Raw genomic sequence first — 23,943 nt, 5'->3', positions numbered from 1 at the left:
AGCCGATCAATGCGAAGACTCTGTGTCATAATTATTCCGATATCGGCACTATAATGACACAGCGTCATAATCGACGGCTACCGGAGGGATGACGAGCCATGAGCGAGCTGACAGTCGCCCAGACAGCCAAGCGCCTCGGAATCGGCGAACGCCAGGTGCGCAACCTCGTCGCGCACGCAGGAGCCTTCACCGCTCGACAGCTCGCTTCCGGCGAGTGGCTGATCGACACCGACTCGATCGCGCGTTTCGAACTACGTCGCAGGGCCGCCGGACGGCCCCTCCGGCCCGACACCGCGTGGGCGCTCCTCTACGAACTCTCGGGCGTCGACTCCGCCACTCTGCTTTCGAAATCCACCTATTGGCGAGCAGAGAACCGCATCCGTGATCTCTCCCCTGTCGAGCTTGCCATCGCTGTCGGCGGACGGACGATCGCTCACCGTTACCGCTCCGCGAACACGGTGAAGGCGCAGGCGGACCTCGTGCCCACTGGGCGTGCGGCGTCCGACCGCATCGGCAGCGACCTCCTGCCCGATGACCGCCGCGTCCGCGGTTACCTCCCCGCGGGCGTCAGTCGATTCGACTACGCGCGCACGCACTTCATGGTCGAAGACCCGAGCGGTCAGGACCTCCTCTACGAGAACACGGCCCCCGGAGGCCTGACCGCGCCGCTTCCCGCTGTGGTCGCCGCCGACCTGGCACTCAGCACCGATACACGGGAACGAAGCGCAGGCCTCGCTGCCCTCGGCGCCCTGAAGGACCAATGGCTGCACGAACACACTCGCTGAACCTCGGTGACGACGACACACTGCCGGCATGGCAGACGGTGATCGGCCTGTCCGAAGTCATGGACACCAGCCGCCTGACGATCATCGGCGGGCTGATGGTCTACCTGCATGCCAGTCGCGGCGGAGTGCAGATGCCACGCTCGACCGACGACGCCGATCTGCTACTGGACATGATCGTGCACCGCGACGGACTCAGCGCCTTCTCCCGCGCGGTGAAGCAGCTCGGTTTCGAACTGCGACGGGAGGGGCGCTACGCGTACCGGTTCCATCACGCGGACGGCAGGAAGGTGGATGTGCTGGTCCCCGACCACCTTCCCTCCGGTATCCGCCCGCGGCTCGCCCGGAAGCCGGCGCTTGAAGCCCCAGGCGGCCAGCAGGCTATCGACCGACGCGAGGCGTACACCCTCGAATTCGGCGGCGGTCAGGTCGTCACCGTCGGCGTCCCCGATGAGATCGGCGCACTCGTCATGAATGCGATGGGCGCCTGACGCCCGCGACATTCGTCACGAATCGCGCGTTTCAGCGCCGCGAAGTCGACATTCGTGACGAATCGCGCGTGGAGCTCAGTGCACCGACGCCTGGAACGACCGGATGCGCAGCAGCACCTCGGTGCGGAGCGTCTCGGGCGCCGTCTCCTTGCAGGCGCGCTGCACCACTTCGGTGAGCACGACGTTCAGGTGCGCCTCGCTCGAGCAGCCGTCGCAGTTCGCGAGGTGCTCGCGCACGTCTGCAGCATCCTCGTTGCAGAGCTCGTTGCGCAGGTACTCCTCGAGTTCGGCTTTCGCCTTCTCACAGCCGCAGTCGGTCATTTCGTTCTCCTGGTGGTCTGCACGGCCGGGCCCTGGACCGCTGAGAGCCCGCGTTCGTGCGCGTAGTCGGTCAGAAGCTCCCGGAGCATCCGGCGGCCGCGGTGGAGGCGGCTCATGACGGTGCCGATCGGGGTCTTCATGATGTCGGCGATCTCCTGGTAGGAGAATCCCTCGACATCGGCGAGATAGACGGCCAGCCGGAAGTCCTCCGGGATGGCCTGCAGCGCGTCCTTGACGGCACTGTCGGGCAGGTGGTCGATCGCCTCCGCCTCGGCCGAGCGGCTGGAGGATGCGGTGGTCGACTCCGCGCCTCCGAGCTGCCAGTCCTCGAGTTCGTCGATCGTCCCCTGATACGGCTCGCGCTGCTTCTTGCGATAGGTGTTGATGAACGTGTTGGTGAGGATGCGGTAAAGCCACGCCTTCAGGTTCGTGCCCTGCTGGAACTGCGCGAAGGCGGCATACGCCTTGACGTACGTCTCCTGGACCAGGTCTTGGGCGTCCGCCGGGTTGCGCGTCATGCGCAGCGCGGCCGCGTAGAGCTGGTCCATGAAGGGAAGCGCCTGCTCTTCGAACAGCGCGCCCTTGTCCTCGGTTTCGGTGCTCATCAGGGGCCAGTCTAGTTGCGGCGACCGCTGAGCGACCCGACGGGAGGGTCGGACCCTCGACGGCGCCAGCGCACGGGTGCGCGGGGCGTCGAGGACAGCGGTGGCTGCGGGCACGGGCCGATCCTTCCTTCGGGCTCGATCACGGATACCCTTGACAACAATGCTCATCTCGAAATATTCCGCCCCCGAGTTCGACCCGTACGGCGACAACCGCGCCGAGGAGCCGAACCCGCTGTGGCCCGCGCCCGTCGCCGGCGGCCCGGTCACGGCCTCCGTCTCGCTGCCCGGCTCCAAGTCGCTGACCGCCCGCGAGCTGGTGCTCTCCGCCCTCGCCGACGGCCCGTCGCTGCTGCGCGCGCCGCTGCACTCCCGCGACACCGCCAACATGGTGGAGGCGCTGCGCGCGCTCGGCGTCTCGATCGTCGAGAGGCCGGGCGAGAGCGAGTTCGGCGCCGACTTCCTGATCACGCCGGCGGAGGAGCTGCTCGGCAGCACCACGATCGAGTGCGGCCAGGCGGGCACGGTCATGCGCTTCGTGCCGCCGCTCGCCGGCCTCGCGCTCGGGCCGACCATGTTCGACGCCGACGACTCGGCGCGCGGCCGGCCGATGGGCGCGATCATCGCTGCGCTGCGTGCGCTCGGGGTCGACGTGAACGACGACGGCCGCGGCGCCCTCCCCTTCACCGTCCACGGCACCAGCGCGGTCCAGGGCGGCGCCATCGGGATCGACGCGTCCAGCTCCAGCCAGTTCGTCAGCGCGCTGCTGCTGTCGGCTAGCCGGTTCGAGGAGGGCCTCGACCTGACGCACTCCGGCGAGCGCCTCCCGAGCCTCCCGCACATCGAGATGACCATCGCCGCCCTCGCCGCGCGCGACGTGACGGTCGAGTCGCCGGAGATCGGCCGCTGGATCGTCCGGCCCGGCGCCATCGGCGCGCGTGACGTCGACATCGAGCCCGACCTGTCCAACGCGGCCCCGTTCCTGGCCGCCGCCGTCGTCACCGGGGGCTCCGTCACGATCACCGGCTGGCCGGAGTCGACCACCCAGGTAGGCGCCGACCTCGCCGACCTGCTGCCGCTGTTCGGGGCGACGGTGGCGAAGGACGGCGACCGCCTCACCGTGACCGGCCCGGAGACCATCCGGCCGATCTCGATCGACCTCTCCACCGGCGGCGAGCTCGTCCCGGCGATCGCGGCGATCGCGGCGTTCGCCGACGGCACCAGCGAGATCGCCGGCATCGGCCACATCCGCCACCACGAGACCGACCGGCTCGCCGCCCTCGCGGCCGAGCTCAACGGCCTCGGCGGCGCCGTGACCGAGCTGGAGGACGGCCTCCGCATCGAGCCGCGCCCGCTGACCGGCGGCGTCTGGCGCAGCTACGACGACCACCGGATGGCGACCACCGGCGCGATCGTCGGCCTGGTCGTCCCCGGCGTGGAGATCGAGAACATCGCGACGACCGCCAAGACCCTGCCGCAGTTCCCGCAGCTCTGGACCCGGATGCTGGCCGAAGGCGCGGCGGCGTAGATGTCGTGGTGGTCGGATGACGGCGACGAGGACGACGAGTACGACCTCTACGACGAGTCGGCCATCCGCTCCCGGCCGAACCCCAAGGGCAACCGCCCGCGCACCAAGACCCGGCCGGAGCATGCCGACGCGGAGATCGCGCGCGTGCTCGGAGTGGACCGCGGCCGCTACACCGTGCTGCTGGACGAGGACACCGCCGAGGAGCGCCAGGTCACCGCAGCACGCGCGAGCGAGCTGAGACGCAAGCCGATCGTGACCGGCGACCGGGTGGCCGTGGTCGGCGACACGACCGGCGAGGAGGGCACGCTCTCGCGGATCGTGCGCATCGAGCCGCGCACGACCCTGCTGCGCCGCAGCGCCGACGACACCGACGAGGTCGAGCGCGTGGTCGTCGCGAACGCAGACCAGATGCTCATCGTCGTCGCCGCTGCCAATCCCGAACCGCGCACCCGGCTGGTCGACCGCTACCTGGTCGCCGCGTACGACGCGGGCATCGAGCCGATGCTGTGCGTCACGAAGATCGACCTCGCCGACCCCGCGCCGTTCCTGGAGAACTTCGCCGGCCTCGACCTCCCGGTGTTCACCAGCCGGGAGGACCACATCCCGGTGGACGAGATCAAGGCGGCGCTCGTCGGCCACGACACCGTGGTCGTCGGCCACTCCGGCGTCGGCAAGTCCACCCTGGTGAACGCCATCGTGCCGGGCGCCAAGCGCGCGACCGGCCACGTCAACGTGGTGACGGGGCGCGGGCGGCACACGTCGTCCTCCACGGTGTCGCTGCGGGTGGAGAGCGCCGACGGCCGCGGCTGGGTCATCGACACCCCCGGTGTGCGCTCATTCGGGCTGGGCCATGTGGACACCGCGAGCATCCTGAAGTCGTTCACCGACCTGGCCGCGATCGCCGAGGACTGCCCGCGCGGCTGCACGCACCTCCCCGACGCGCCGGACTGCGCGATCATCGAGGCCGTCGAGGAGGGCCGCCTCGGCGACACCGGCCGCGCCCGCCTCGACTCGCTGCAGCGCCTCCTCGCCACCTTCGCCCCCGCCCACCAGGCGTCGAAGGGCACGTAGACGCCCCTAAAACCGCGTTTTGAGGGCGTTTACGTGCCCCTCGGCGGTTCGCGGCAGAATGGGGAGCATGACTGACGTTCGACTCGAAGCGGGACAGCCCGCCCCCACGTTCACCCTCACGGACCAGGACGGCAACGCCGTCTCGCTCGCCGACTACTCGGGCGACAACGTGATCGTCTACTTCTACCCGGCCGCGATGACGCCGGGCTGCACCACCGAGGCCTGCGACTTCCGCGACAACCTCAACTCGCTCGCCTCCAGCGGCTACAAGGTCATCGGCATCTCGAAGGACGTCCCGGCCAAGAACAAGGAGTTCCAGGAGCAGGAGCGCCTGAACTTCCCGCTGCTGTCGGACGAGGACCTCGCCGTGCACAACGCGTACGGCGCGTACGGCGAGAAGAAGCTCTACGGCAAGACGGTCACCGGCGTCATCCGCTCCACCTTCGTGCTGAACCCGGACGGCACCGTGCGGCTGCCGCTCTACAACGTGAAGGCGACCGGCCACGTCGCGTCGCTGCGGAAGAAGCTCGGTCTGGACTGACCCCGGCCAAGCGCCTGACAATAGGCGTTTGCAATCTGCGATCTGGCATTCTACTGTCGAGGGACGGCCGTTCCGGCTGACCACGTACGAAGGAGTGCACTGCATGAGCGCGACCGCCGAGCGGACCATCGCCCACCCCGCAACACCGGCCACGGCCCCGGCCCGCGCCGAGGTCGCCGATCCCGGCCCGCTCGGCCTCGCCGCGTTCGCGTTGACGACGATGCTGCTGAGTCTCGCCAACGCGGGCCTGGTCGGCGAGGCGGGGGCCACGGCCGTCGCGATGGCGCTGTTCTACGGCGGCCTGACGCAGTTCGCGGCGGGACTGTGGGAGTTCGCGCGCGGCAACACGTTCGGAGCCACCGCCTTCACGTCGTACGGCGCCTTCTGGCTGTCGTTCTGGTGGCTGCGCACCGCCCCGGGACTGGCGGAGGACGCCGGCTCCGTCGGCGTCGGCTTCTTCCTGCTCGCGTGGACGATCTTCACGGCGTTGATGACGGTCGCCGCGGCGAAGAGCAACGGCGCGACGCTGACGGTGTTCGTGCTGCTGACCCTGACGTTCGTCGCGCTGTCGATCGGGGACCTGGCTGGCGCGCCGGGAGCGACGCAGACCGGCGGCTGGCTGGGACTGGCGACCGCCGCCGTCGCGCTCTACACCTCGTGGGCCGGCGTCACGAACGCGACCTGGAAGCGCGAGGTGCTGCCGGTCTGGCCGCGCGCGTAAGCGCCACGGCGGTCAGGCGGGCAGCCGCGGCACGGAAGCGATGAGGCGCTGCGTGTAGGCATCCTGCGGAGCGCCGAGCACGTCCCGCGTCACCCCCTGCTCCACCACCCGGCCGTCGCGCAGCACGACCGTCTGCTCGCAGAGCGTCGCGACCACGCTGAGGTCGTGCGAGACCATCACCACCGTCATCCCCTCCTGCGCCGCGAGGTCGCCGAGCAACTCGATGATCTGGATGCGCGTGGTCACGTCGAGCGCGCTGACCGGCTCGTCGGCGAGGAGGACGCGCGGACGCGAGACGATCGCGCGGGCGATCGCGATGCGCTGGCGCTGGCCGCCGGAGAACTCGTGCGGGTAGCGGGCCGCCGCATCCTCCGGCAGGGCGACCGCGCGCAGGGCGTCCGCGACCCGCGAGCGGGCGTCGGCGCCGGAGGCGATCCGGAGCGACGCGAGCGGCTCGGCGACGATCCTGCCGACGCTCTGGCGCGGGTCGAGGGACGAGTACGGGTCCTGGAACACCGTCTGCACGCTTCGGCGGAACTCCCGCATCAGCGCCCGGTCGCCACGGTCGAGCGGCCTGCCATCGAACAGCACGCTGCCGGAGGTCGGGCTCGCGAGCCCGAGGAGCAACGAGAGCAGGGTGGTCTTGCCCGCGCCGGACTCCCCCACCAGGCCGACGCTGCGGCCGGGCTCGACGGCGAAGGACACGTCTTCCAGCGCCGGGGCGCTCGACCGGCGGTAGCGGAAGCCCGCGTCGCGGAGCTCGAGGACGGCGGTCATCGCACCTCCAGGGCGGCGTCCAGCTCGCGCGCGCTGCGCACGAGCTCGGCCGTGTACGGGTCGGCAGGGTCGGTGAGGATGCGCTCGATCGTGCTCTCCTCGACCACGCGGCCCGCGCGCAGCACCAGCGCGCGCTCGGTCATGCGCGAGACGACCGCGAGGTCGTGGCTGACGAACAGCAGCGCCATCCCGCGCTCGGTCACGAGGGAGTCGATGAGGGCGAGGATGTCCGCCTGCACGGTCACGTCGAGCGCCGTCGTCGGCTCGTCGGCGATGAGCAGCTGGGGGCGGCAGGCGAGGGCTGCGGCGATGGCCACGCGCTGACGCTGGCCTCCGGAGATCTCGTGCGGGTACGCGCGTGCGATCCGCTCCGGGTCGGGGAGGCGCACCTCCGCCAGCGCCGTGTGGACGGCGTCGCGCAGTGCTGTGCCGCGCAGCCCGAGGTGCCGGCGCAGCGGCTCCGCCACCTGTGCGCCGAGGCGCATCAGCGGGTCGAGCGCGGTCAGCGGCTCCTGGAAGACCGTCGATGCCGTGCGCCCGCGCAGCGGGACCAGCGCGCGCTCCTTCGTGCCGACCACCTGGACACCCGCGAGCTCCACGCTTCCGGTCGGGGTCAGGCCGTCCGGCAGGAGGCCGGTGATCGCGAAGGAGGTCAGCGACTTGCCCGACCCGGACTCCCCGATCAGGCTCAGCCGCTCCCCCGCATCCAGCCGGAAGGAGACGTCCGACACCAGCGGCGAACCGTCGCGGGCCGTCACGCCGAGGTTCTGCACGTCGAGGATCATCGCGACCTCCTCCGCGTCGGGTCGGCGACGTCCCTCAGGCCGTCGGCGATCAGGTTGACACCGACCACCAGGACGACGAGCGCGACACCGGGCGCGATGGCGCCGACGGGCGCGACCGCGACCGTCCCCTGCGCCTCCTGCAGCAGCCGGCCCCACGACGCGTTGGGCGGCGGCGCACCGAGGCCCAGATACGAGAGGCTGGCCTCCGCGAGCACGGCGACGCCGAACTGGAGCGCCAGGTTGACGCTGAGCGTCGGCCAGATGTTGGGGAGGACGTGCCGGGCGACGATCCCGCCCCACGATGTGCCGGACGTGCGAGCCGCCGTCACGTACTGCTGGGCGAGCACGCGTCTGGACAGCACCCGAGTGAGCCGGGCGACCACCGCCGACATCGCCAGTCCGATCGCGAGGATGGCGGTGCCGAGCGAGGCGCCCTGCGCGGCAACGATGAGCATGGCGAGCAACAGGACCGGGAAGGCGATGATGATGTCGAGCACCGCCGAGATCGTGTCGTCGAGCCAGCGCGTCGCGAAGGCCGCCAGCATCCCGATCGTGATGCCGACGACGGCGCCGATCACGACCGCGCCGACGCCGACGGCGAGCGCGATGCGTGCCCCGATCATGAGCTTCGTCGTGAGGTCGTGCCCGAAGATGTCGGTGCCGAGCCAGTGCGTGCCGTTCGGCGGCTGCAGCCGGCCTCCCGAGGTGTCGCTCTGGGTGAACGGCAGCCACACGAACGAGAGCGCGGCGACGAGCACCACGATGCCCACCAGGGTGAGGCCAATTCCGAGGGTCACCGACCGCCGGGCGCGACGGCGCGCCCGCTCCCGCGGATCCGGCGCCGTCTGCGCCGCCTGCTGAACCACCGCGCTCATCGGTTGCCCGAGATGCTCTGCCGCAGGCGCGGGTCGATCAGCCGCTGGGCGATGTCGGCGAGGAAGCCGACGATCAGCACCAGCAGGGTCGAGACGAACAGGATGCCCTGGATGTCCGGGTAGTCGTGCTGCTGGATCGCCGTGAGCAGCATGCTGCCCAAGCCAGGGAGCGTGTAGACGCTCTCGACCACGACGGCGCCGAGGAAGGTCGTCGCCAGCTCGATGCCGAGGATGGAGATGACCGGCACCGCGCCGTTGCGCAGGCCGTGCCGCCACATCGCCCGCCCGAACCCGGAGCCGAGCGCGCGGGCGTTGCGCAGGTAGTCGCTGCCGATGACGTCCAGCGTCGCGCTGCGGACGTACCGCGAGATGGAGGCGCTCATCACGATGGCGATGGTGATGACCGGGAGCGCGAGCGACTGCAGCGCCGATGCGGGGTCGGCCCAGTCGTCGCGCGGGAACCCGCCGGACGGGAACCAGCGCAGGTTGACCGCGAAGGCGTCCACGAGCAGGATGCCGACCCAGAACACCGGGACCGCGATGCCGAGCTGCGAGAAGGCGGACAGCACCAGCCCGTACCAGCGATCGGCCTTCCAGGCGGCGACGAAGCCGATCGGCAGCGCCAGCACGAGCGCGAGCACGAACGACAGCAGGGTGAGCGGGATGGTCACCGCCAGCCGAGAGGCGATCTCCGGCCCCACCGGCAGCGACGTGATGAACGACTGCCCCAGGTTCAGGGTGAGCAGAGAGCCGAACCAGTTCGCGAACTGCTCGGGCAGCGGCAGGTTGCTTCCCACCTGCTCCTGCGCCGCCTTGATCTGGTCGGGCGTCGCGCTGGCCGACAGCAGGGCGTTGGCCGGGTCGCCCGGCAGCACGCGCAGCAGGAAGAACAGCACGACCATCGCCAGCAGCAGGGACACCACGAGGAACGCGGTGCGGCGGAGGAGATAGGAGGTCATGGTCATTTCAGCGTAGATGCTCGGGAGACCCGGTGCGGGCCTCCCGAGCATCAGTGGATAACTCGACGAGGAAGAGTGCCTGTGGAGGACTCCGCCTGCCTACTTCTTGACGATGTCGTACGCGTAGAACTGCGAGTTCAGCCCGTTCACCGGGTAGCCGCTCACCGAGCTCGACGCCACCACGATCTGCGGGTACAGGTACAGCCACGCGCTGGCGGCGTCCTTCGCGATCTGCTGGTTGACCAGCTTCAGCTTCGCCGTCTGGTCGGCCGTGGTGGACGACTGCTCCGCCTCGTTGACCCAGGTCGTGACCTGCGGGTTGTCGTAGCCCCAGTAGAAGTCGGGGTTGCCGTACCAGACCACGTCGCGGTCGTTGACGTGCTCCTGCAGGGTCGCGGTGAAGTCGTGGTTCTTGAACACCTTGGTGTACCACTGGTCGGCCGAGATGGAGTTGATGTTCACCGTGATGCCGACCTTCGCGAGCTCGCTCTTGAGGAACTCGGCGACCGCGGGGTGCGGGTCGTACGTGGGCGTGTCGAGGGTGAACGTGAAGCCGTTCGGGAGGCCGGCCGCGGCCAGCTCCTTCTTCGCGAGGGCGGTGTCGTACGGGTTCACCTTGGTGAGGTCCTCGTACCAGGGGTCGCTCGGCGGCACCATCGAGCCGATGAGCGTGCCGTACTTGCCCCAGATCGAGCTGAGCAGCTTCTTGGTGTCGATCGCCGAGTAGACCGCCTTGCGGACCTCCGCGTTGTTGAAGGGCGCGACCTTGTCGTTGAAGGCGAGCAGCTCCTTCGTCGTCGACTTGCCGTTGCTGATCGTGTAGCTCTTGTTGCCCTCGAACTGGGTCAGCGAGTCCGGGCTCTGGATGCTGGTGACGACGTCGACCCGGTTGGTCAGCAGGGCGTTGGAGAGGGCGCTGGCGTCGGTGAAGTAGTCATAGACGACCTCCTTGTTCTTCGCTTTGGCGCCCCAGTAGCCGTTCGAGCGCTCGAGGCTCAGCGAGCTGCCGCGCTTCCAGGTGCCGAGCGTGTACGGGCCGGTGCCGTCCTCCGCCGTCTTGTAGTTCGTGGTGCCAGGGCCGTAGATCCAGACGTAGCTGAGGTTGTACGGCAGCGAGATGGAGCGCGACTTCAGCGAGATGACCACGGTCTTGTCGTCCGGGGTCTGGATGCCGGAGATCACAGCGAGCTGCGACTTGCGGGCCGACTGGGAGTCGGCGGCGAGAACGCGCTCGATGCTGGTCTTGACGGACGCGCTGGTGAGCTGCTTGCCGGAGTGGAACTTCACCCCGTCGCGGAGGGTGAAAGTGTAGGTGAGGCCGTCGGAGCTCGTCGTGTACTTCGTGGCGAGCAGCGGCTGGACCTTGCCGTCGTCCGTGAGCTTGAACAGGCCTTCGTAGACGTTGCCGTTCAGCGCCTCGGTCACGCCCTGGCCGCCGCCGGCGGTGTTGTCCAGGTTGACGGGCTCGTAGAGCGAGCCGACGGCGATCGACGCGTCAGTGCCGCTGGTGGACGACGAGGACGCGCCGGAGCAGCCGGCGAGCGCCAGGGACGCGGCGATGCCGATCGCGATCGTGGCGAGCAGTGGGGTCTTTCTCAACAGAGTTCTCCTGTGCTGTGTGGAGTGGGGGTGATCGAAGGGGTGAAGCAGAGGGGGGGTGAAGCAGAGTGGGTGAATCAGAGGGAGCAGAGGCTCAGTGCGTGACGCCGTCGCGGAGCACGACGCGCTTCTCGCCCGCGGTGACCGGGACGGGGAAGCGGTTGTTCCGCGGCGGCAGCGGACAGTTGTACTGGTCCGAGAAGCCGCACGGCGGCACGAAGGCGCGGTTGAAGTCGAGGACGGCCCGGTCGCCGTCGCGCGTCACGAACAGGAAGCGTCCGGAGGCGTATGTGCCGTCCGGTCCGTCGTCGCCGTTCGTCGGGTCGCCGAAGACCAGGAGCAGCGTGCCGTCGTCGTCGAACGCGCTCAGCGTGTAGTCGACGCCGTCGCGCTCGAAGGTGATGTCGCCCGGCACGACCAGGTCGCGGGTGCCTCCGTTGTCCCGGATGTGCTCGAACGGGATGGTGCGCTCGCCGCTCACCGGCGTGAAGGTGGCCTCCACGATCCAGGACGGGTCGAACGGGAACGCGTCGATCGTCTCGAACGCGCGGATCGCGGGCGAGGCCGCGTCCCAGAGCCGGATGCCGCGCTCCGGTGCGCCGGTGTCGAGGTTGCGGCGGCTCAGCTCGGTGGCGGTCACCGTCTCCTGCTGTCCGGCGAGCGCCTGCTCCGCGGTGGTCTCGTCGCCGTCCGCGAGCCAGCGGGTCTCGATGAGCGCGAGGTTGCCGGTCGGGGCTGCGACGGAGGAGAGGCGCCAGGCGCGCCAGGCGGCGTAGCCGGCCTCGGCGGTCTGGATGGTGGACGGGGACGCGAGGGCCGGAGCGGAGAGTTCAGTCACGATGTCAGCCATAACAGTGCGAGTGTGCGCCTTGTTCCCGCCGTCACGCTATTCGTGTGTCCCCGTATTGCGATCGGCGTCCTCGTCGGCCTCCACCGGGCGCGCGGTGGCCCGGACCACGGAGGGCGCGAGCGCCAGCACGCCGGCGATGACGGCGGGGACGAGCAGCGCCCAGCCGACGTCGGGCCGCGCGACGAGGCCCTCGAAGCTGCCGACGGCCACCGCGATCATCAGGATCTGGATGGTGACGGTCGAAGCGCGCGCCCACGCGTGCAGCCGGAGGATGCCCACCAGCGTGAGGATCAGCCACGCGGCGCCGAGCGCCACGAGGATCGTGATCGCGACCGCGGTGGTGTACGACTGAGGGGTCGTCGTGAGAAGCTCCACCAGCAGCCACACCGCGACGCCCGTGACCAGCAGCGCTTCGAGGGTCAGGATCACCGCCAGCGCGATCAGCAGCGGAGGCCGGGAATGCGCCGGATCGGACGCGGGACGGCCGGGCGCGGAGGGGTCGGTCACTATAGCATCCTGACGTTTCATGCTTGTGTTCACAGCGTTATCCCATGCAGAACTATTGATCCGAATCAACTGCTATGGGAGCATATTCAAGGCCGAGTTAGTGCTCACAGGGTGGTGGGCAGGTCTCATTCCCCATGGATCTGAAGAACCCTGTAACGCGGCTGCTTACCTGCATTCTAGGCCCGCTCGGGCCAGGAAACATCCAGCGAACAAGGAGCATATCTTCATGGATTGGCGCGACAAAGCCGCCTGCCTGACCGCAGACCCCGAGCTGTTCTTCCCCGTCGGCAACACGGGACCCGCGGTCGACCAGATCGACAAGGCGAAGGCGGTCTGCGCGCGCTGCACCGTGACCGAGATCTGCCTGCAGTACGCCCTCGAGACCGGTCAGGACTCCGGCGTCTGGGGCGGACTCTCCGAAGACGAGCGCCGCGCCCTCAAGCGTCGCGCCGCCCGCGCCCGCCGCGCGTCCTGACACGGGGCCCACGAACACAGCGATCCATCCCGAATCACAGCACCCCCGTCGCCGAGGCGGCGCTTCCGAACACCTAGCAGACGTCACCGTCCGGAAGCGCCCCTCGGCGCTTTCGCGTGCGGCGCCAGGTCGAAGGGCACGTAAACGCCCCTAAAACGCGCTTTTAGGGGCGTTTACGTGCCCCTCGGCGGGTGGCCGGCGGGGGTCAGACGGTGGTGAGGTAGCGGAGGGGGACCTCGATGGTCACCTCGGTGCCCTGGCCCATCATCGTGTGCCAGTCGATGGCGCCGCCGAGCTCGCCCTGGATGAGCGTGCGCACGATCTGCGTGCCCAGGCCCGAGCCGACCTTGCCCTCCGGGAGCCCGGAGCCGTTGTCGACGACCTTCACGCTCAGCGACTCCTCCGTGCGGTCGGCCACGATCTCCACCTGGCCCTCGCGGCCCGCGAGGCCGTGCTCGACGGCGTTGGTGACCAGCTCCGTCAGGGCCAGCGCCAGCGGCGTCGCGTATTCGCTCGGCAGCGAGCCGAACGTGCCCGACTTCTTCGGGTGCACCGTCGTCGTGTGGCTGGCGGCGACCTCCGCCACCAGTAGCAGCACCCGGTCGAACACGTCGTCGAAGTCCACGATCTGGGCGAGGCCGGTCGACAGCGTGTCGTGCACGACCGCGATCGCGGCGACGCGGCGCATCGCCTGGCTGAGCGCCTCCCTGGCCTCCTCGGAGTGGGTGCGCCGCGCCTGGATGCGGAGCAGCGAGGCGACCGTCTGGAGGTTGTTCTTCACCCGGTGGTGGATCTCGCGGATCGTCGCGTCCTTTGTGATGAGCTCGCGCTCCTGGTGCCGCTGCTCAGACACGTCGCGGCACAGCACGATCGCGCCGACGCGCTCCCCGCGGTTGCGGATCGGGATGGTGCGCAGCGACACGGTCACGCCGCGCGCCTCGATGTCGGTGCGCCACGGCGCCCGGCCGGTGACCACCAGTGGGAGGGACTCGTCCGACGTGAGGCTGCCGGCGAGCAGCTTCGTCGTGACGGTCGCCAGCGACTCGCCCTCCAGCTCGCCGGTGAAGCCCATCCGGTTGAAGGCGCTCAGCGCGTTCGGGCTGGCGAAGGTCGTGATGCCGGTGTCGTCCAGCCTGATCAGCCCGTCGGCCGCGCGCGGGGCGCCCCGGCGTGGAGCGGCGGGCGCGCCCAGGTCGGGGAAGTCGCCCGTCGCGATCATGGCGAACAGATCGTTCGCGCAGTCGTTGAAGGTCAGCTCCTGGCGGCTGGGGGTGCGCGCCTCGCTGAGGTTGGTGTGCCGGGTGATGACGGCGACCGGCTCGTCCGCCGTCTGCGGCGAGTGGACGCTGAGCCGGCGGATCACCGGGACCGCGCGCACGCGCGTCGGGGTCTCCTCGTACCAGTCCGGGGCGGAGGTGTCGATGATCTGCTTGGTCAGGTACGCGTCGGTGACCTGCTGACGCCACTCCGGCTTGATCCGCTGGCCCACGAAGTCGCGGTAGAACAGCGTCGCCGCGCTCGACGGCCGCGCGTGCGCCACGGCGACGAAGTCGTCGTCCGACGTCGGCACCCACAGCACGATGTCGGCGAAGGCGAGATCGGCCAGGAGCTGCCAGTCGCCGACGAGGCTGTGGAGCCACTCCACGTCCGCCTCGGAGGAACGACCTTGGGCATTGACGAGATCACTGAGCGTCGACACTCCCCCACTATAGACAGCCCGCGCGGCGCCGGTTGTCCACAGCCGCGTTCAGGCCCTGGACCACCCGCGAGGCGCGCTGATTGAGTGTTCACCACGCACCGACGAACACCGTCGACGACACAGAATCGAGCACCACCAGCATGAACGCACTTCTCTCATCCGTCCTCGAAAGGCCCGTCCTCGAACGGCCCGCGATCGAGCGGCCGAACACGGCCAGGCCGCCGCTCCGGCTCGTGCCGCCGCAGCGGGTCGTGGCGCCGCCGGTGCCAGGGCCGCCACCGGATGTGGCGCCCTTCGAGCCGCGCACGCTGGACGCCGAGCTCCAGGTCTCCGGTGACGGCCTGCGGACGGACTCGGGCATCGGTGAGGATGCCCGCCTCCTCTGCGCGAAACTCGCGCTCTGCGTCATCGAGATCCTGGCGGGCGCGCGTCCGCTCGATCAGCTCGGCCGCTGGGTCAGCGACTCCGTCTTCATTCAACTTCTGCGCCGCACCGTCATCGCCGCCCGGTCCCGGGAGGTCACAGGCGACGAAGCCCGGCGTCCCCGCGTGCGCGTGGGTGAGCCGCTGCTCAACCGGCTCGGCGACTCGGTCGTCGAGGCGGTGGTGATGATCCACCAGCCGTCGCGGTCGAGGGCGGTGGCGCTGCGGCTGGAGCGCCACCGGATGCGCTGGCGCGCCACGGCGATCACGGTGCTGTAGCGGGCCGGCGCAGGCCGGAACCGACGCCGTGGACGACGAACGGCGGAGCGGTCATCGACCGCCCCGCCGTTCGGGGAATCACGTTCTGCACACGCGAGTGAACCAGAGGGATCGCGGTAGGCTGCGCGGCATGGACTCCCTCTGGCCGATTTTCATCATTTTCGCGCTCATCGTTGCGTTCGCAATTGCGATGGGCTATTTCGTTGTAAAGGGCCGGAACGAAATGCAAGCGAAGGCACTCGCTGACGAGCTGGAGAAGCGAAAGCGCGAAGGCAGGCTCTAAGCGCCCGACTGCTCCAGCACGTACTCGTAGATGTCGATCTCGGCTCGCTCAGGAGCGAGAAGGTAGCGGCGATGAACGCCGTCGTGGTGTGTGTAGTCAAGCCACTCGTCGGGCTTCCCGTCGACGAGCGGAAACTGGATCATCTCGACGGTGCCGTCGAATCGGTGGACGCGGGCGGTGTAATAGCGATGCTCATTCATGGTCGGATCGTAGCCCGCCCACCAGCGCTGCCGTCGTTGCGGCATTCTTGCAACTATGTGCTTCGACGAACGGCGGAGCGGTCATCGACCGCCCCGCCGTTCGGGACCTGCTGAGCGCGTGAGGGTCAGCGCTTCTTGGCCTGGGCCCGGCGCTCCGCGCGGTTGACGGGAGCCTCGTCCTCGTCCGCCACGCGCTGGCCGAACGCGCCGCGCTGCGCCGCGCCCTGGGCCGGCGGCGCCGCCTGGGCGGGGGCCGCCTGGCGCTGCTGGCGCTGCGCGCGGTCCGTGGCCGCCTTCTCGAGCTGGCCGCGCTGGTTGCGCACCTCGACCTCGCCCTGCTCGCCCGGAGCCGAGTAGCTGAGGGGCGCCTCCGACTCTCCGCGGTTCAGGCCCTTCGCGGCCACAGCCGGAGCGATCTCGTCGGTGGCCTGGTTGACCTCGACCTCGAGGTTGAACAGGAAGCCGACGGTCTCCTCGCGGATCGCGCCCATCATCTGCTGGAACATCGCGTAGCCCTCGCGCTGGTACTCGACCAGCGGGTCGCGCTGGGCCATCGCCCGCAGGCCGATGCCGTCCTTGAGGTAGTCCATCTCGTAGAGGTGGTCGCGCCAGCGGCGGTCGATGACCGAGAGCACCACGCGGCGCTCCAGCTCGCGCATCGCCGGGGAGCCGATCGACTCCTCGCGCTTCTGGTACGCGATCTTGGAGTCGGACATGATCTCGCGGCGCATGAAGTCGCGGTTGATGCGGCCCTTGTTGCCCGCCTCGGCGATGACCTCGTCGATCGAGACACCGACCGGGTAGAGCGTCTTGAGCTCGGCCCACAGCGCGTCGAAGTCCCAGTCGTCGCCGCTGCCCTCGCCGGTGTGCTGGTCGAGGATGTCGTCGATCACGTCGGTCAGGAACTTCTGCACGCGCTCGTGCAGGTCGTCGCCCTCCAGGATGTGACGGCGGTCGCCGTAGATCGCCTCGCGCTGACGGTTGAGGACGTCGTCGTACTTGAGGACGTTCTTGCGGATCTCGGCGTTGCGCGCCTCCACCTGCGACTGCGCGCTGCGGATGGCGCGGCTGACGACCTTCGACTCGATGGCCATGTCTTCCGGGACGCTGGTGCGGCCCATCAGGCTCTCGGCGGCGCCGGCGTTGAACAGGCGCATCAGGTCGTCGGTCAGCGACAGGTAGAACCGGCTCTCGCCCGGGTCGCCCTGACGGCCGGAGCGGCCGCGGAGCTGGTTGTCGATGCGGCGCGACTCGTGGCGCTCGGTGCCGAGCACGTAGAGCCCGCCCGCGTCGATGACCTTCTCGGCCTCCTCGGAGACCTTCGCCTTCACGTCGCCGAAGACGCCCTCCCAGGCCTCCTCGTACTCGTCCGGCGTCTCGACCGGCGAGAGCCCGCGGGCGTTCATCTCCGCGACGGCGATGAACTCGGCGTTGCCGCCGAGCATGATGTCCGTTCCACGGCCGGCCATGTTCGTGGCCACCGTGACCGAGCCGAGGCGACCGGCCTGGGCGACGATCGCGGCCTCGCGGGCGTGGTTCTTGGCGTTCAGGACCTCGTGGCGCACGCCCTTCTTGGCGAGCAGGCGCGAGAGGTACTCGCTCTTCTCGACGCTCGTCGTGCCGACGAGGACCGGCTGGCCCTTCTCGTACCGCTTGGCGATGTCCTCCACGACCTGGTCGAACTTCGCCTTCTCGTTCTTGTAGACGAGGTCCGGCTGGTCCTTGCGCTGCATCGGCTTGTTCGTCGGGATGGGGACGACGCCGAGCTTGTAGGTGCTCATGAACTCGGCGGCCTCGGTCTCGGCGGTACCGGTCATGCCGGACAGCTTCTTGTAGAGGCGGAAGTAGTTCTGCAGCGTGACGGTGGCGAGGGTCTGGTTCTCGGCCTTGACCTCCACGCCCTCCTTGGCCTCGATCGCCTGGTGGATGCCCTCGTTGTAGCGGCGGCCGACCAGGATGCGGCCGGTGTGCTCGTCGACGATGAGCACCTCGCCGTTCATCACGACGTAGTCCTTGTCGCGCTTGAACAAGGCGTTGGCCTTGATCGCGTTGTTGAGGAACGAGATCAGCGGGGTGTTCGCCGACTCGTAGAGGTTGTCGATGCCGAGGTAGTCCTCGACCTTTTCGATGCCGGGCTCCAGCACGCCGACGGTGCGCTTCTTCTCGTCCACCTCGTAGTCGACGTCCGCGGTCAGGCGTGTGGCGAGGCTGGCGAACTCGTTGAACCAGCGGTTGGCCTCGCCGGAGGACGGGCCGGAGATGATGAGCGGGGTGCGCGCCTCGTCGATCAAGATCGAGTCGACCTCGTCCACGATCGCGAAGTAGTGGCCGCGCTGGACCATGTCGCTGGCCTGCCACGCCATGTTGTCGCGCAGGTAGTCGAAGCCGAACTCGTTGTTCGTGCCGTAGGTGATGTCGGCGGCGTACATCTCGCGGCGCTCCTCGGGCGTCTGGCCGGAGAGGATCACCCCGGTCGTCATTCCGAGAGCGCGGAAGACGCGGCCCATCAGCTCGGACTGATAGCTCGCCAGGTAGTCGTTCACCGTGATGACGTGGACGCCCCGGCTCGTGATCGCGTTGAGGTAGGCCGCGGTGGTCGCTACCAGCGTCTTGCCCTCGCCGGTCTTCATCTCGGCGATGTTGCCGAGGTGGAGCGCGGCGCCGCCCATGATCTGCACGTCGAAGTGGCGCATGCCGAGGGTCCGCTTGGACGCCTCGCGCACGGCGGCGAACGCCTCGGGGAGGAGGTCGTCCAGCGACTCGCCGTTGCTGTAGCGCTCGCGCAGCTCGACGGTCTCGTGCATGAGCTCGTCGTCGGTCAGCTCGCTGAAGTCGTCCTCGAGAGCATTGACCGCCTTCGCGTACGCCTCCAGGCGCCGGAGGGTGCGTCCTTCGCCTACGCGGAGAACCTTTTCAAGAACTGAGGCCACTGATGCACTCCATTTTGATCGATCGGGCCGGTGATGCCCGCGCCACGGCGGACGCACGCCGCACGGCATACTCCGCCGACGATAGAGAACATCGTACTTGGTCCTCCCCGGAGGTCGTCCCGTGATCCCTGGGAGGGCCCTGCGAGACCGGTGAATGCCGATGGCGTGCGCCGCCTGGGCGCACGCCATCGACGCGAACTCAGCCGAGCTTGCGGCTCGCCGTCACGACCTCCTGCAGCTCCTCGGCATCGTCGTCGAGGGCGATCACGCCGTAGTCCCAGCCCTTGCGGCGGTAGACGACGCTCGGCCGCTTGGACTCCTGGTCCACGAACAGGTAGAAGTCGTGGCCGACGAGCTCCATATAATAGAGGGCGTCGTCGACGGTCATCGGGATGCTCGCGAAGACCTTCTGGCGGATCACGACCGGGCTGTACTCCTCCTCGGTCTCCCCCGCCTCCGCCGTCTCGTCGGACACCACGGGGACACTGCCGGTGCGCACCTGGTCGAGCACCGACACCGGGGCCGCCGCGAGCCCGACCGCGCTGAAGCCGTCGGTGCTCGCCTCGCGAAGCGAGGTCGGCCGATGCTGCCCGCGATGCACCTTACGCCTGTCCTTGGCCCTCCTGACACGTTCGAGAAGCTTCCCGAGCGCGATGTCGAACGCGGCGTACTTGTCCGTTCCGGTCGCTTCGGACCGGACGACGGCTCGCGGTCCGACCAGGGTCAGCTCGACCCGGTCGTCGCCGTTCTGGGAACCCAGCTTCTCGTTGTGCCTGCTGACCTTGATCTCGAAGGAGATGGCCCGCTCGGCGAGATGCGCGACCTTGTCAGCCTTTTCTGTCGCGTACTCACGGAAGCGATCAGTGATTCCCAGGTTGCGTCCGACGATGTTGATGTCCATGAAGACCTCCCTGATCCGGCGTGATGTCCGCCCGGATCACGAAGGGCGGATCACTCGCGCCTTTTCGACCACCGTAGTGCTCCCCCGCACGTAACGGAACCGTGATCGGCGGGTGAATTCCACGATTCTGCTGACCGTCCGCTGGATGTTGGAGCACGGGACTGGTCATCATCGCCGGCGAGGCGTAGTGGCGATGGTCGCGGCGCCGCCCACGGTGCCGCCGGCCGCCCGGATCGCGCGCGCGGCCTCCGCGATCGTGGCCCCGCTGGTCACGATGTCGTCGACGATCACGCACCTGCGGCCACGCAGCCGCCGGGACGCGACCATGCTGCCCGCACGGTTGTCCGCGCGCTGGGCGTTCCCGAGCGCCGCCTGGTCGGCGGTCTGCCGGGTGAGCCGGAGGGCGTGCCACAGCGGAGGCGCGAGCGCCCTGGTGCGCGCGAGCACCATGCCGGTCGGATGGTAGCCACGCCGCCGCCACGCCGCACTCGTCGACGGGATCAGGACGGGGACCGTACCGCGACCGCGCGGCCCGGCCGCCGCGGCGAGCGCCGGAGCCAGCGCACCGGCCAGCGCACGCGCCGCGTCCACCCGCCCGCCGTCCTTGTAGGCGAGGAGCACGGTGCGCGGCACGTCGTCGTAGTCCAGCGCCGACCACACGGCGACGCCTCTCACGGTGCGCTGCCGCACCTCGGGGGTGAGGGCGCGTGTGCAGCCGGCGCAGAGCGAGCGGTCGGCGGCGGCGCATCCCGCGCAGCTCACCGGGAGCAGCACGGCGGCGGCATCCAGGACGGCGTCGCGGATGGTCGAACGGAGGTCGGAGCGAGGGGCTTCAGTGATCGTCATGTGTCCAGCCTCGTCACGTCGGCCCGTGGCTGGACGCCCACGACGAGATCCGTGGAAAAGGCGTCGACCGCCGTCAGCGGTGGAGGACAACCGAGCCGTGACGGAGGGCTCAGGGCTGCCCGAGCTGCACCGCGACCGCGCCGACCTTGTCCGCCTGCGTCTGCCAGCCGCTCCCGGTGGGCGCCTGCAGCGTCCCGTCCCCCGCGAGCACCAGGTAGCGCGACAGTCCGCCGGCGCCCACGATCGTCCGCCCGGTCGCCGGGCCCGTCGTGGTCGACGTCGTGCCGCCGATGGTCTGCTCGGCGATCCCGGTCGCGTCGCCGTTCGTCGTGCTCAGTACCACGACAGTGAGCTCGCCCGTCCAGGCGATCGAGGTCGGGACGCCGTCGCCGACCGAAAGCTCGATCGGCGCCGTGATGGACGTGGGCAGGCCGTCCGACCCGCGGACGACGCCCGCGGCGACCACCGAGTAGCCCGTCGCCGTGCGCACGATCGCCACCACCCGCGTCCCGTCCCGGGAGACGGCGAGCGCGACGATGCCGATCGCGCCCGGCCAGTCCACCTTCACGGCGTGCGGCTGCCCGTTGACGCCGGCGACCTGGAGCGCGTCGGGCGACGACGCCGGCACGCTCCACAGCCAACCCTGGTTGTCCAGCGCAGGCGCGATGAGCCCGGGGCGGATGTCGACGTGCACCGGATCGCCGGACTTCCGCACCAGCACCGCGGCGCCGCGCGACAGCACCGCGACCTCGTCGCGCGCGGCGTTCACCGTCGCGGCGCTGGGCGCCAGGGCGACGACCTTGTCGCTGAGTCCGCTCAACGGAGTGATGGTCGAGCCGTTGAGGAGGCCGAACGACTCCCCGCGGTAGACCACGGCGTGCGAGTCCACGGGCGGGTCCTGCTGCGGCACCGACCCGTCCGGCAGCGGCGGCACCTGCTGCTGGTTCCCCTCGATCGAGAGCTGGACCGACGACGCCAGCGACCCGAGGCTCTGTTCGAGCTGGAGCTGCATCCTCTGCAGTTGGAGCTGGTTCGCCTGACTCGCCTCCGAGCTGAGGTCGACGTGCGCGGCGCCGTTCGACGTGGTGACGGAGGGGACCGCGAGCTGCGTGCCCTGCGGGAAGGCGCTGATCACGGCGCCGTTCAGCCACTTGGCGGGCCCGGCGAGCACGGCGCTCGCCACACGCGTTGCCGCCGTCGCCACGCGGGCGGGGAACCAGCGGGCGTCGGGCACCAGGTAGGAGTAGTCCGCGTTGTAGAAGTAGAGCGTCTGCTGGCTGTAGACGGCACGGAAGGTCGGATCATCGATGACCACCCCGGCCGGCGCCGCGGAGATGCGCCACTGGCCGTTCTCCTTGGCCACCTGGTAGCTGAGCCCAACCGGCGCCTTGCTCGACACCGGATGGTAGGTCCCTGCGCTGTCCACGTTGGCGACCGGGCTGACGTCGACCGACCACTGGTTGCCGCTGTGGTCGTACGTGCGGCTGCGGCCGTCGTCAACGGTGACCGATTCGTCCGGGTTCCAGGAGGCCGCCGTCGACCGGGTGAGGTACTCCCGGGCGATCTGGAAGTTGTTCTTCGGGCTGGAGGCGGCGTCGATGAAGCCCTGCACGATCCGCTGCGGCGTCGCGCCGTTCTCGGGCGGCGACGGGTTGAAGTCGAGGTCGAGCTGGTCGTTGACCTGCGCGACGGGACCGCCCTGGCGCACGGGGCCGCCGTCGGGGATGCTCGCGCACGCCGCGAGCACCAGCGCGAGCGCCAGGGCGAGGGCGGCGCCGAGTCCGCGGGACGTCTTCCGGATCATGCGTGCGCCTCGCTTCCCGGCCGCGGCGCCGGGTCGAGGTTGCCCGCCCCGCGGTCGAGCGGGCCGCTGTCGTCGGCCGCATGCGCCTCGGAGCGCGCGGGCTTCGCCCCTGCGTCGACGGGAGGCAGCGGGATCGGGGAGGCGATGATGCCCTTGCCGGTGAACCGCGGCAGGGTGAGCCGGAAGCACGACCCCTGCCCCGGCATCGACCAGACCTGCAGCCAGCCCGAGTGCAGGGTGGCGTCCTCCAGCGAGATGGCGAGGCCGAGCCCGGTGCCGCCGAGCGTGCGCTTGCGGGACGGGTCGGCGCGCCAGAACCGGTCGAAGACGTGGTTGACATCCTGCTGGCTCATGCCGATGCCGTAGTCGCGGACCGCGAGCGCGACCGCCGTCTCGTTGCTGTCGACGGTGACCACCACCGGTGCGCCCTCGCCGTGCTCGATCGCGTTGCCGATGAGGTTGCGCACGACGCGTCGGATGCGGCGCGGGTCCATGCCCACGTCGAAGTAGCCGCCCGGCGCCTCCAGGCGGAGCTCGGAGCCGTTCTGCTCGGAGAGGGTGCGCAGCTCGTCGACGACCTCCTCCGCCAGCCGCACCAGGTTGGTGGGCTCCGGGTCGAGGGCGACGGAGCCGGCGTCGTAGCGGCTGATCTCCAGGAGGTCGGAGAGCAGCCGGTCGAACCGCTCGATCTGGGTGTGCAGCAGCTCGGCCGTGCGGGAGGTCGCCGGCGGGAACGAGCTGCGCTGGTCGTAGATCACGTCGCCCGCCAGGCGGATGGTGGTCAGCGGCGTGCGCAGCTCGTGCGACACGTCGGAGACGAACCGCTGCTGGAGCTGGGACAGGGTCGCGAGCTGGTTGATCTGGCTCTGCATGCTGTCCGCCATCCCGTTGAACGAGCGGGCCAGCGAGGCGAAGACGTCCTCGCCCTTCTCCGGGATGCGCACCGCGAGGTCGCCCGCGGCGAGCCGCTCGCTGGTCCGCGCGGCGACCCGGATGGGCTCGACCACGAAGCGCACGATCAGCCAGGTGATCGCGCCGATGAGGACGATGAGGGCCAGGCCTGCGAGCAGCAGCGTGTTCTGGACGAACAGCAGCGTGCTCTCCGAGTCGCTGAGGTTGTAGCCGATGTAGAGCTCGTAGCGGCCGTACGACGGCAGGGTGAGCTGGGTGCCGACGACGATCCCGGGGTCCGTGGAGTCGGTCGACGCGGGCAGCGCGACCGACTGGTAGAACTGCTTTGTCCCGCCGTTCTCGACGGCGGTGCGCAGCTCCGGCGAGATGACCGGGTTGAGCGCGGGGCTGCCGCGGTCGGGAGGCGCGAGCACGCTGGTGTCCTGGCCGGGGACGCGGTAGGCAGCGATCAGCCGGCTCGAGGTCGAGGCCTGCACCGACTGCAGCGTCGAGTTGAGCAGGTTCTTGCCGCTGTCGCTGGAGGAGATGTCGGACGCGTTGAGCGTCGACTGCGCGGCCGTGGTCGCTCGGCTGGAGTCGCGGAGCGCCTGGTCGAGCCGCGACTGGTAGAGGTCGTTGCTGATGCTGAGCGCCATGTAGACGCCGGTCACGAGGATCGCGACGCCGGTCAGGAGCACGGTGATGGCGACGGTGCGCAACTGCAGCGAGCGCCTCCACAGGCGCGACAGCTCGGACGGCACCTGCCGCCACCACTCCCTGTCGGGCCACCGGAAGCGCATCGCG

Annotated in this window: 25 protein-coding genes; 9 read left to right on the top strand and 16 right to left on the bottom strand. The window is 69.7% G+C overall.

Going from position 1 to position 23,943, the window contains the following annotated elements:
- Nucleotides 1-98 precede the first annotated feature (98 nt).
- Nucleotides 99-785 carry a hypothetical protein gene (locus ACFRFH_RS14495; RefSeq protein ID WP_382463699.1) on the top strand — a complete coding sequence of 229 codons (687 nt, stop codon included), beginning with the start codon at nucleotides 99-101 and terminating at the stop codon, nucleotides 783-785.
- On the top strand, nucleotides 761-1,273 hold the full coding sequence (locus ACFRFH_RS14490; protein WP_382463698.1) for a hypothetical protein: 513 nt from the start codon (nucleotides 761-763) through the stop codon (nucleotides 1,271-1,273). Before ACFRFH_RS14495 ends, ACFRFH_RS14490 begins: the two co-directional genes overlap by 25 nt.
- A gap of 75 nt (nucleotides 1,274-1,348) precedes the next feature.
- Here ACFRFH_RS14490 and ACFRFH_RS14485 read toward each other — a convergent pair whose 3' ends face one another.
- On the bottom strand, nucleotides 1,349-1,594 hold the full coding sequence (locus ACFRFH_RS14485; protein WP_179607524.1) for a zf-HC2 domain-containing protein: 246 nt from the start codon (nucleotides 1,592-1,594) through the stop codon (nucleotides 1,349-1,351).
- Complete coding sequence (locus ACFRFH_RS14480) at nucleotides 1,591-2,199, bottom strand: sigma-70 family RNA polymerase sigma factor (protein ID WP_370056606.1); 609 nt, start codon at nucleotides 2,197-2,199, stop codon at nucleotides 1,591-1,593. The genes ACFRFH_RS14485 and ACFRFH_RS14480 overlap by 4 nt, the downstream gene beginning before the upstream one ends.
- A 160-nt stretch (nucleotides 2,200-2,359) precedes the next feature.
- Here ACFRFH_RS14480 and aroA point away from each other — a divergent pair, with 160 nt between their 5' ends.
- From aroA to ACFRFH_RS14460, 4 genes are all read left to right on the top strand, one after another.
- A complete protein-coding gene (gene aroA, locus ACFRFH_RS14475; RefSeq protein ID WP_382463697.1) occupies nucleotides 2,360-3,724 on the top strand; it encodes a 3-phosphoshikimate 1-carboxyvinyltransferase in 1,365 nt (454 codons plus the stop codon).
- The gene (gene rsgA / locus ACFRFH_RS14470; RefSeq protein WP_382463696.1) at nucleotides 3,725-4,795 is read left to right on the top strand and encodes a ribosome small subunit-dependent GTPase A; all 1,071 of its coding nucleotides are present in this window, start codon (nucleotides 3,725-3,727) and stop codon (nucleotides 4,793-4,795) included.
- 67 nt (nucleotides 4,796-4,862) lie between these two features.
- On the top strand, nucleotides 4,863-5,336 hold the full coding sequence (gene bcp / locus ACFRFH_RS14465; protein WP_382463695.1) for a thioredoxin-dependent thiol peroxidase: 474 nt from the start codon (nucleotides 4,863-4,865) through the stop codon (nucleotides 5,334-5,336).
- A 103-nt stretch (nucleotides 5,337-5,439) separates the two neighbouring features.
- Nucleotides 5,440-6,057, top strand: coding sequence for an acetate uptake transporter (locus ACFRFH_RS14460; protein ID WP_382463694.1), 618 nt, complete (start codon nucleotides 5,440-5,442; stop codon nucleotides 6,055-6,057).
- 12 nt (nucleotides 6,058-6,069) lie between these two features.
- Here ACFRFH_RS14460 and ACFRFH_RS14455 read toward each other — a convergent pair whose 3' ends face one another.
- The 7 genes from ACFRFH_RS14455 to ACFRFH_RS14425 all read right to left on the bottom strand — a co-directional run bounded on the left by ACFRFH_RS14455 (nucleotide 6,070) and on the right by ACFRFH_RS14425 (nucleotide 12,409).
- Nucleotides 6,070-6,834 (bottom strand): ABC transporter ATP-binding protein, encoded by a 765-nt coding sequence (locus ACFRFH_RS14455; protein WP_382463693.1) that lies wholly within the window; start codon nucleotides 6,832-6,834, stop codon nucleotides 6,070-6,072.
- Nucleotides 6,831-7,619, bottom strand: coding sequence for an ATP-binding cassette domain-containing protein (locus tag ACFRFH_RS14450; RefSeq protein WP_382463692.1), 789 nt, complete (start codon nucleotides 7,617-7,619; stop codon nucleotides 6,831-6,833). Before ACFRFH_RS14450 ends, ACFRFH_RS14455 begins: the two co-directional genes overlap by 4 nt.
- Nucleotides 7,616-8,494: an ABC transporter permease gene (locus ACFRFH_RS14445; protein ID WP_382463691.1), complete on the bottom strand. Its 879-nt coding sequence runs from the start codon at nucleotides 8,492-8,494 to the stop codon at nucleotides 7,616-7,618. The genes ACFRFH_RS14450 and ACFRFH_RS14445 overlap by 4 nt, the downstream gene beginning before the upstream one ends.
- Nucleotides 8,491-9,453, bottom strand: a complete 963-nt coding sequence (locus tag ACFRFH_RS14440; protein WP_382463690.1) for an ABC transporter permease — start codon at nucleotides 9,451-9,453, stop codon at nucleotides 8,491-8,493. The genes ACFRFH_RS14445 and ACFRFH_RS14440 overlap by 4 nt, the downstream gene beginning before the upstream one ends.
- A 99-nt stretch (nucleotides 9,454-9,552) precedes the next feature.
- Nucleotides 9,553-11,052, bottom strand: coding sequence for an ABC transporter substrate-binding protein (locus tag ACFRFH_RS14435; protein ID WP_382463689.1), 1,500 nt, complete (start codon nucleotides 11,050-11,052; stop codon nucleotides 9,553-9,555).
- 94 nt (nucleotides 11,053-11,146) lie between these two features.
- A complete protein-coding gene (locus ACFRFH_RS14430) occupies nucleotides 11,147-11,902 on the bottom strand; it encodes a DUF1684 domain-containing protein (RefSeq protein ID WP_382463688.1) in 756 nt (251 codons plus the stop codon).
- Nucleotides 11,903-11,938: 36 nt separating this feature from the next.
- Nucleotides 11,939-12,409, bottom strand: a complete 471-nt coding sequence (locus ACFRFH_RS14425) for a hypothetical protein (RefSeq protein WP_382463687.1) — start codon at nucleotides 12,407-12,409, stop codon at nucleotides 11,939-11,941.
- A 226-nt stretch (nucleotides 12,410-12,635) separates the two neighbouring features.
- Here ACFRFH_RS14425 and ACFRFH_RS14420 point away from each other — a divergent pair, with 226 nt between their 5' ends.
- On the top strand, nucleotides 12,636-12,884 hold the full coding sequence (locus ACFRFH_RS14420; protein ID WP_018190103.1) for a WhiB family transcriptional regulator: 249 nt from the start codon (nucleotides 12,636-12,638) through the stop codon (nucleotides 12,882-12,884).
- Nucleotides 12,885-13,089: 205 nt separating this feature from the next.
- Here the strand turns inward: ACFRFH_RS14420 and ACFRFH_RS14415 are convergent, their stop codons facing one another.
- On the bottom strand, nucleotides 13,090-14,583 hold the full coding sequence (locus ACFRFH_RS14415) for a sensor histidine kinase (protein ID WP_382463686.1): 1,494 nt from the start codon (nucleotides 14,581-14,583) through the stop codon (nucleotides 13,090-13,092).
- A gap of 140 nt (nucleotides 14,584-14,723) precedes the next feature.
- Between ACFRFH_RS14415 and ACFRFH_RS14410 the strand changes: the two genes are divergently transcribed.
- Together ACFRFH_RS14410 and ACFRFH_RS14405 are read left to right on the top strand one after the other, a co-directional pair.
- Nucleotides 14,724-15,284: an Rv3235 family protein gene (locus tag ACFRFH_RS14410; protein ID WP_382463685.1), complete on the top strand. Its 561-nt coding sequence runs from the start codon at nucleotides 14,724-14,726 to the stop codon at nucleotides 15,282-15,284.
- Between the two features lie 130 nt (nucleotides 15,285-15,414).
- Nucleotides 15,415-15,567: a hypothetical protein gene (locus ACFRFH_RS14405; protein ID WP_382463684.1), complete on the top strand. Its 153-nt coding sequence runs from the start codon at nucleotides 15,415-15,417 to the stop codon at nucleotides 15,565-15,567.
- On the opposite strand, the gene ACFRFH_RS14400 is transcribed toward ACFRFH_RS14405, so the two are convergent.
- The 6 genes from ACFRFH_RS14400 to mtrB all read right to left on the bottom strand — a co-directional run bounded on the left by ACFRFH_RS14400 (nucleotide 15,564) and on the right by mtrB (nucleotide 23,939).
- Nucleotides 15,564-15,767, bottom strand: coding sequence for a hypothetical protein (locus ACFRFH_RS14400; protein WP_382463683.1), 204 nt, complete (start codon nucleotides 15,765-15,767; stop codon nucleotides 15,564-15,566). The genes ACFRFH_RS14405 and ACFRFH_RS14400 overlap by 4 nt on opposite strands.
- Before the next feature lie 125 nt (nucleotides 15,768-15,892).
- Nucleotides 15,893-18,697: a preprotein translocase subunit SecA gene (secA, locus tag ACFRFH_RS14395; protein WP_382463682.1), complete on the bottom strand. Its 2,805-nt coding sequence runs from the start codon at nucleotides 18,695-18,697 to the stop codon at nucleotides 15,893-15,895.
- Between the two features lie 199 nt (nucleotides 18,698-18,896).
- The gene (gene hpf / locus ACFRFH_RS14390; RefSeq protein WP_382463681.1) at nucleotides 18,897-19,598 is read right to left on the bottom strand and encodes a ribosome hibernation-promoting factor, HPF/YfiA family; all 702 of its coding nucleotides are present in this window, start codon (nucleotides 19,596-19,598) and stop codon (nucleotides 18,897-18,899) included.
- Nucleotides 19,599-19,766: 168 nt separating this feature from the next.
- Nucleotides 19,767-20,444 (bottom strand): ComF family protein, encoded by a 678-nt coding sequence (locus tag ACFRFH_RS14385; RefSeq protein ID WP_382463680.1) that lies wholly within the window; start codon nucleotides 20,442-20,444, stop codon nucleotides 19,767-19,769.
- 109 nt (nucleotides 20,445-20,553) lie between these two features.
- Nucleotides 20,554-22,248 carry an LpqB family beta-propeller domain-containing protein gene (locus ACFRFH_RS14380; RefSeq protein WP_382463679.1) on the bottom strand — a complete coding sequence of 565 codons (1,695 nt, stop codon included), beginning with the start codon at nucleotides 22,246-22,248 and terminating at the stop codon, nucleotides 20,554-20,556.
- Nucleotides 22,245-23,939, bottom strand: a complete 1,695-nt coding sequence (gene mtrB / locus ACFRFH_RS14375) for an MtrAB system histidine kinase MtrB (protein ID WP_382463678.1) — start codon at nucleotides 23,937-23,939, stop codon at nucleotides 22,245-22,247. The genes ACFRFH_RS14380 and mtrB overlap by 4 nt, the downstream gene beginning before the upstream one ends.
- Nucleotides 23,940-23,943: the final 4 nt, after the last annotated feature.

This window comes from Leifsonia sp. NPDC056824 (genome assembly GCF_042789575.1).
In the GTDB taxonomy this organism is placed as follows: Bacteria; Actinomycetota; Actinomycetes; order Actinomycetales; family Microbacteriaceae; genus Leifsonia.
The sequence above is the reverse complement of the archived record's forward strand: the minus strand, read 5'-3'. Positions and strand labels throughout refer to the sequence as shown.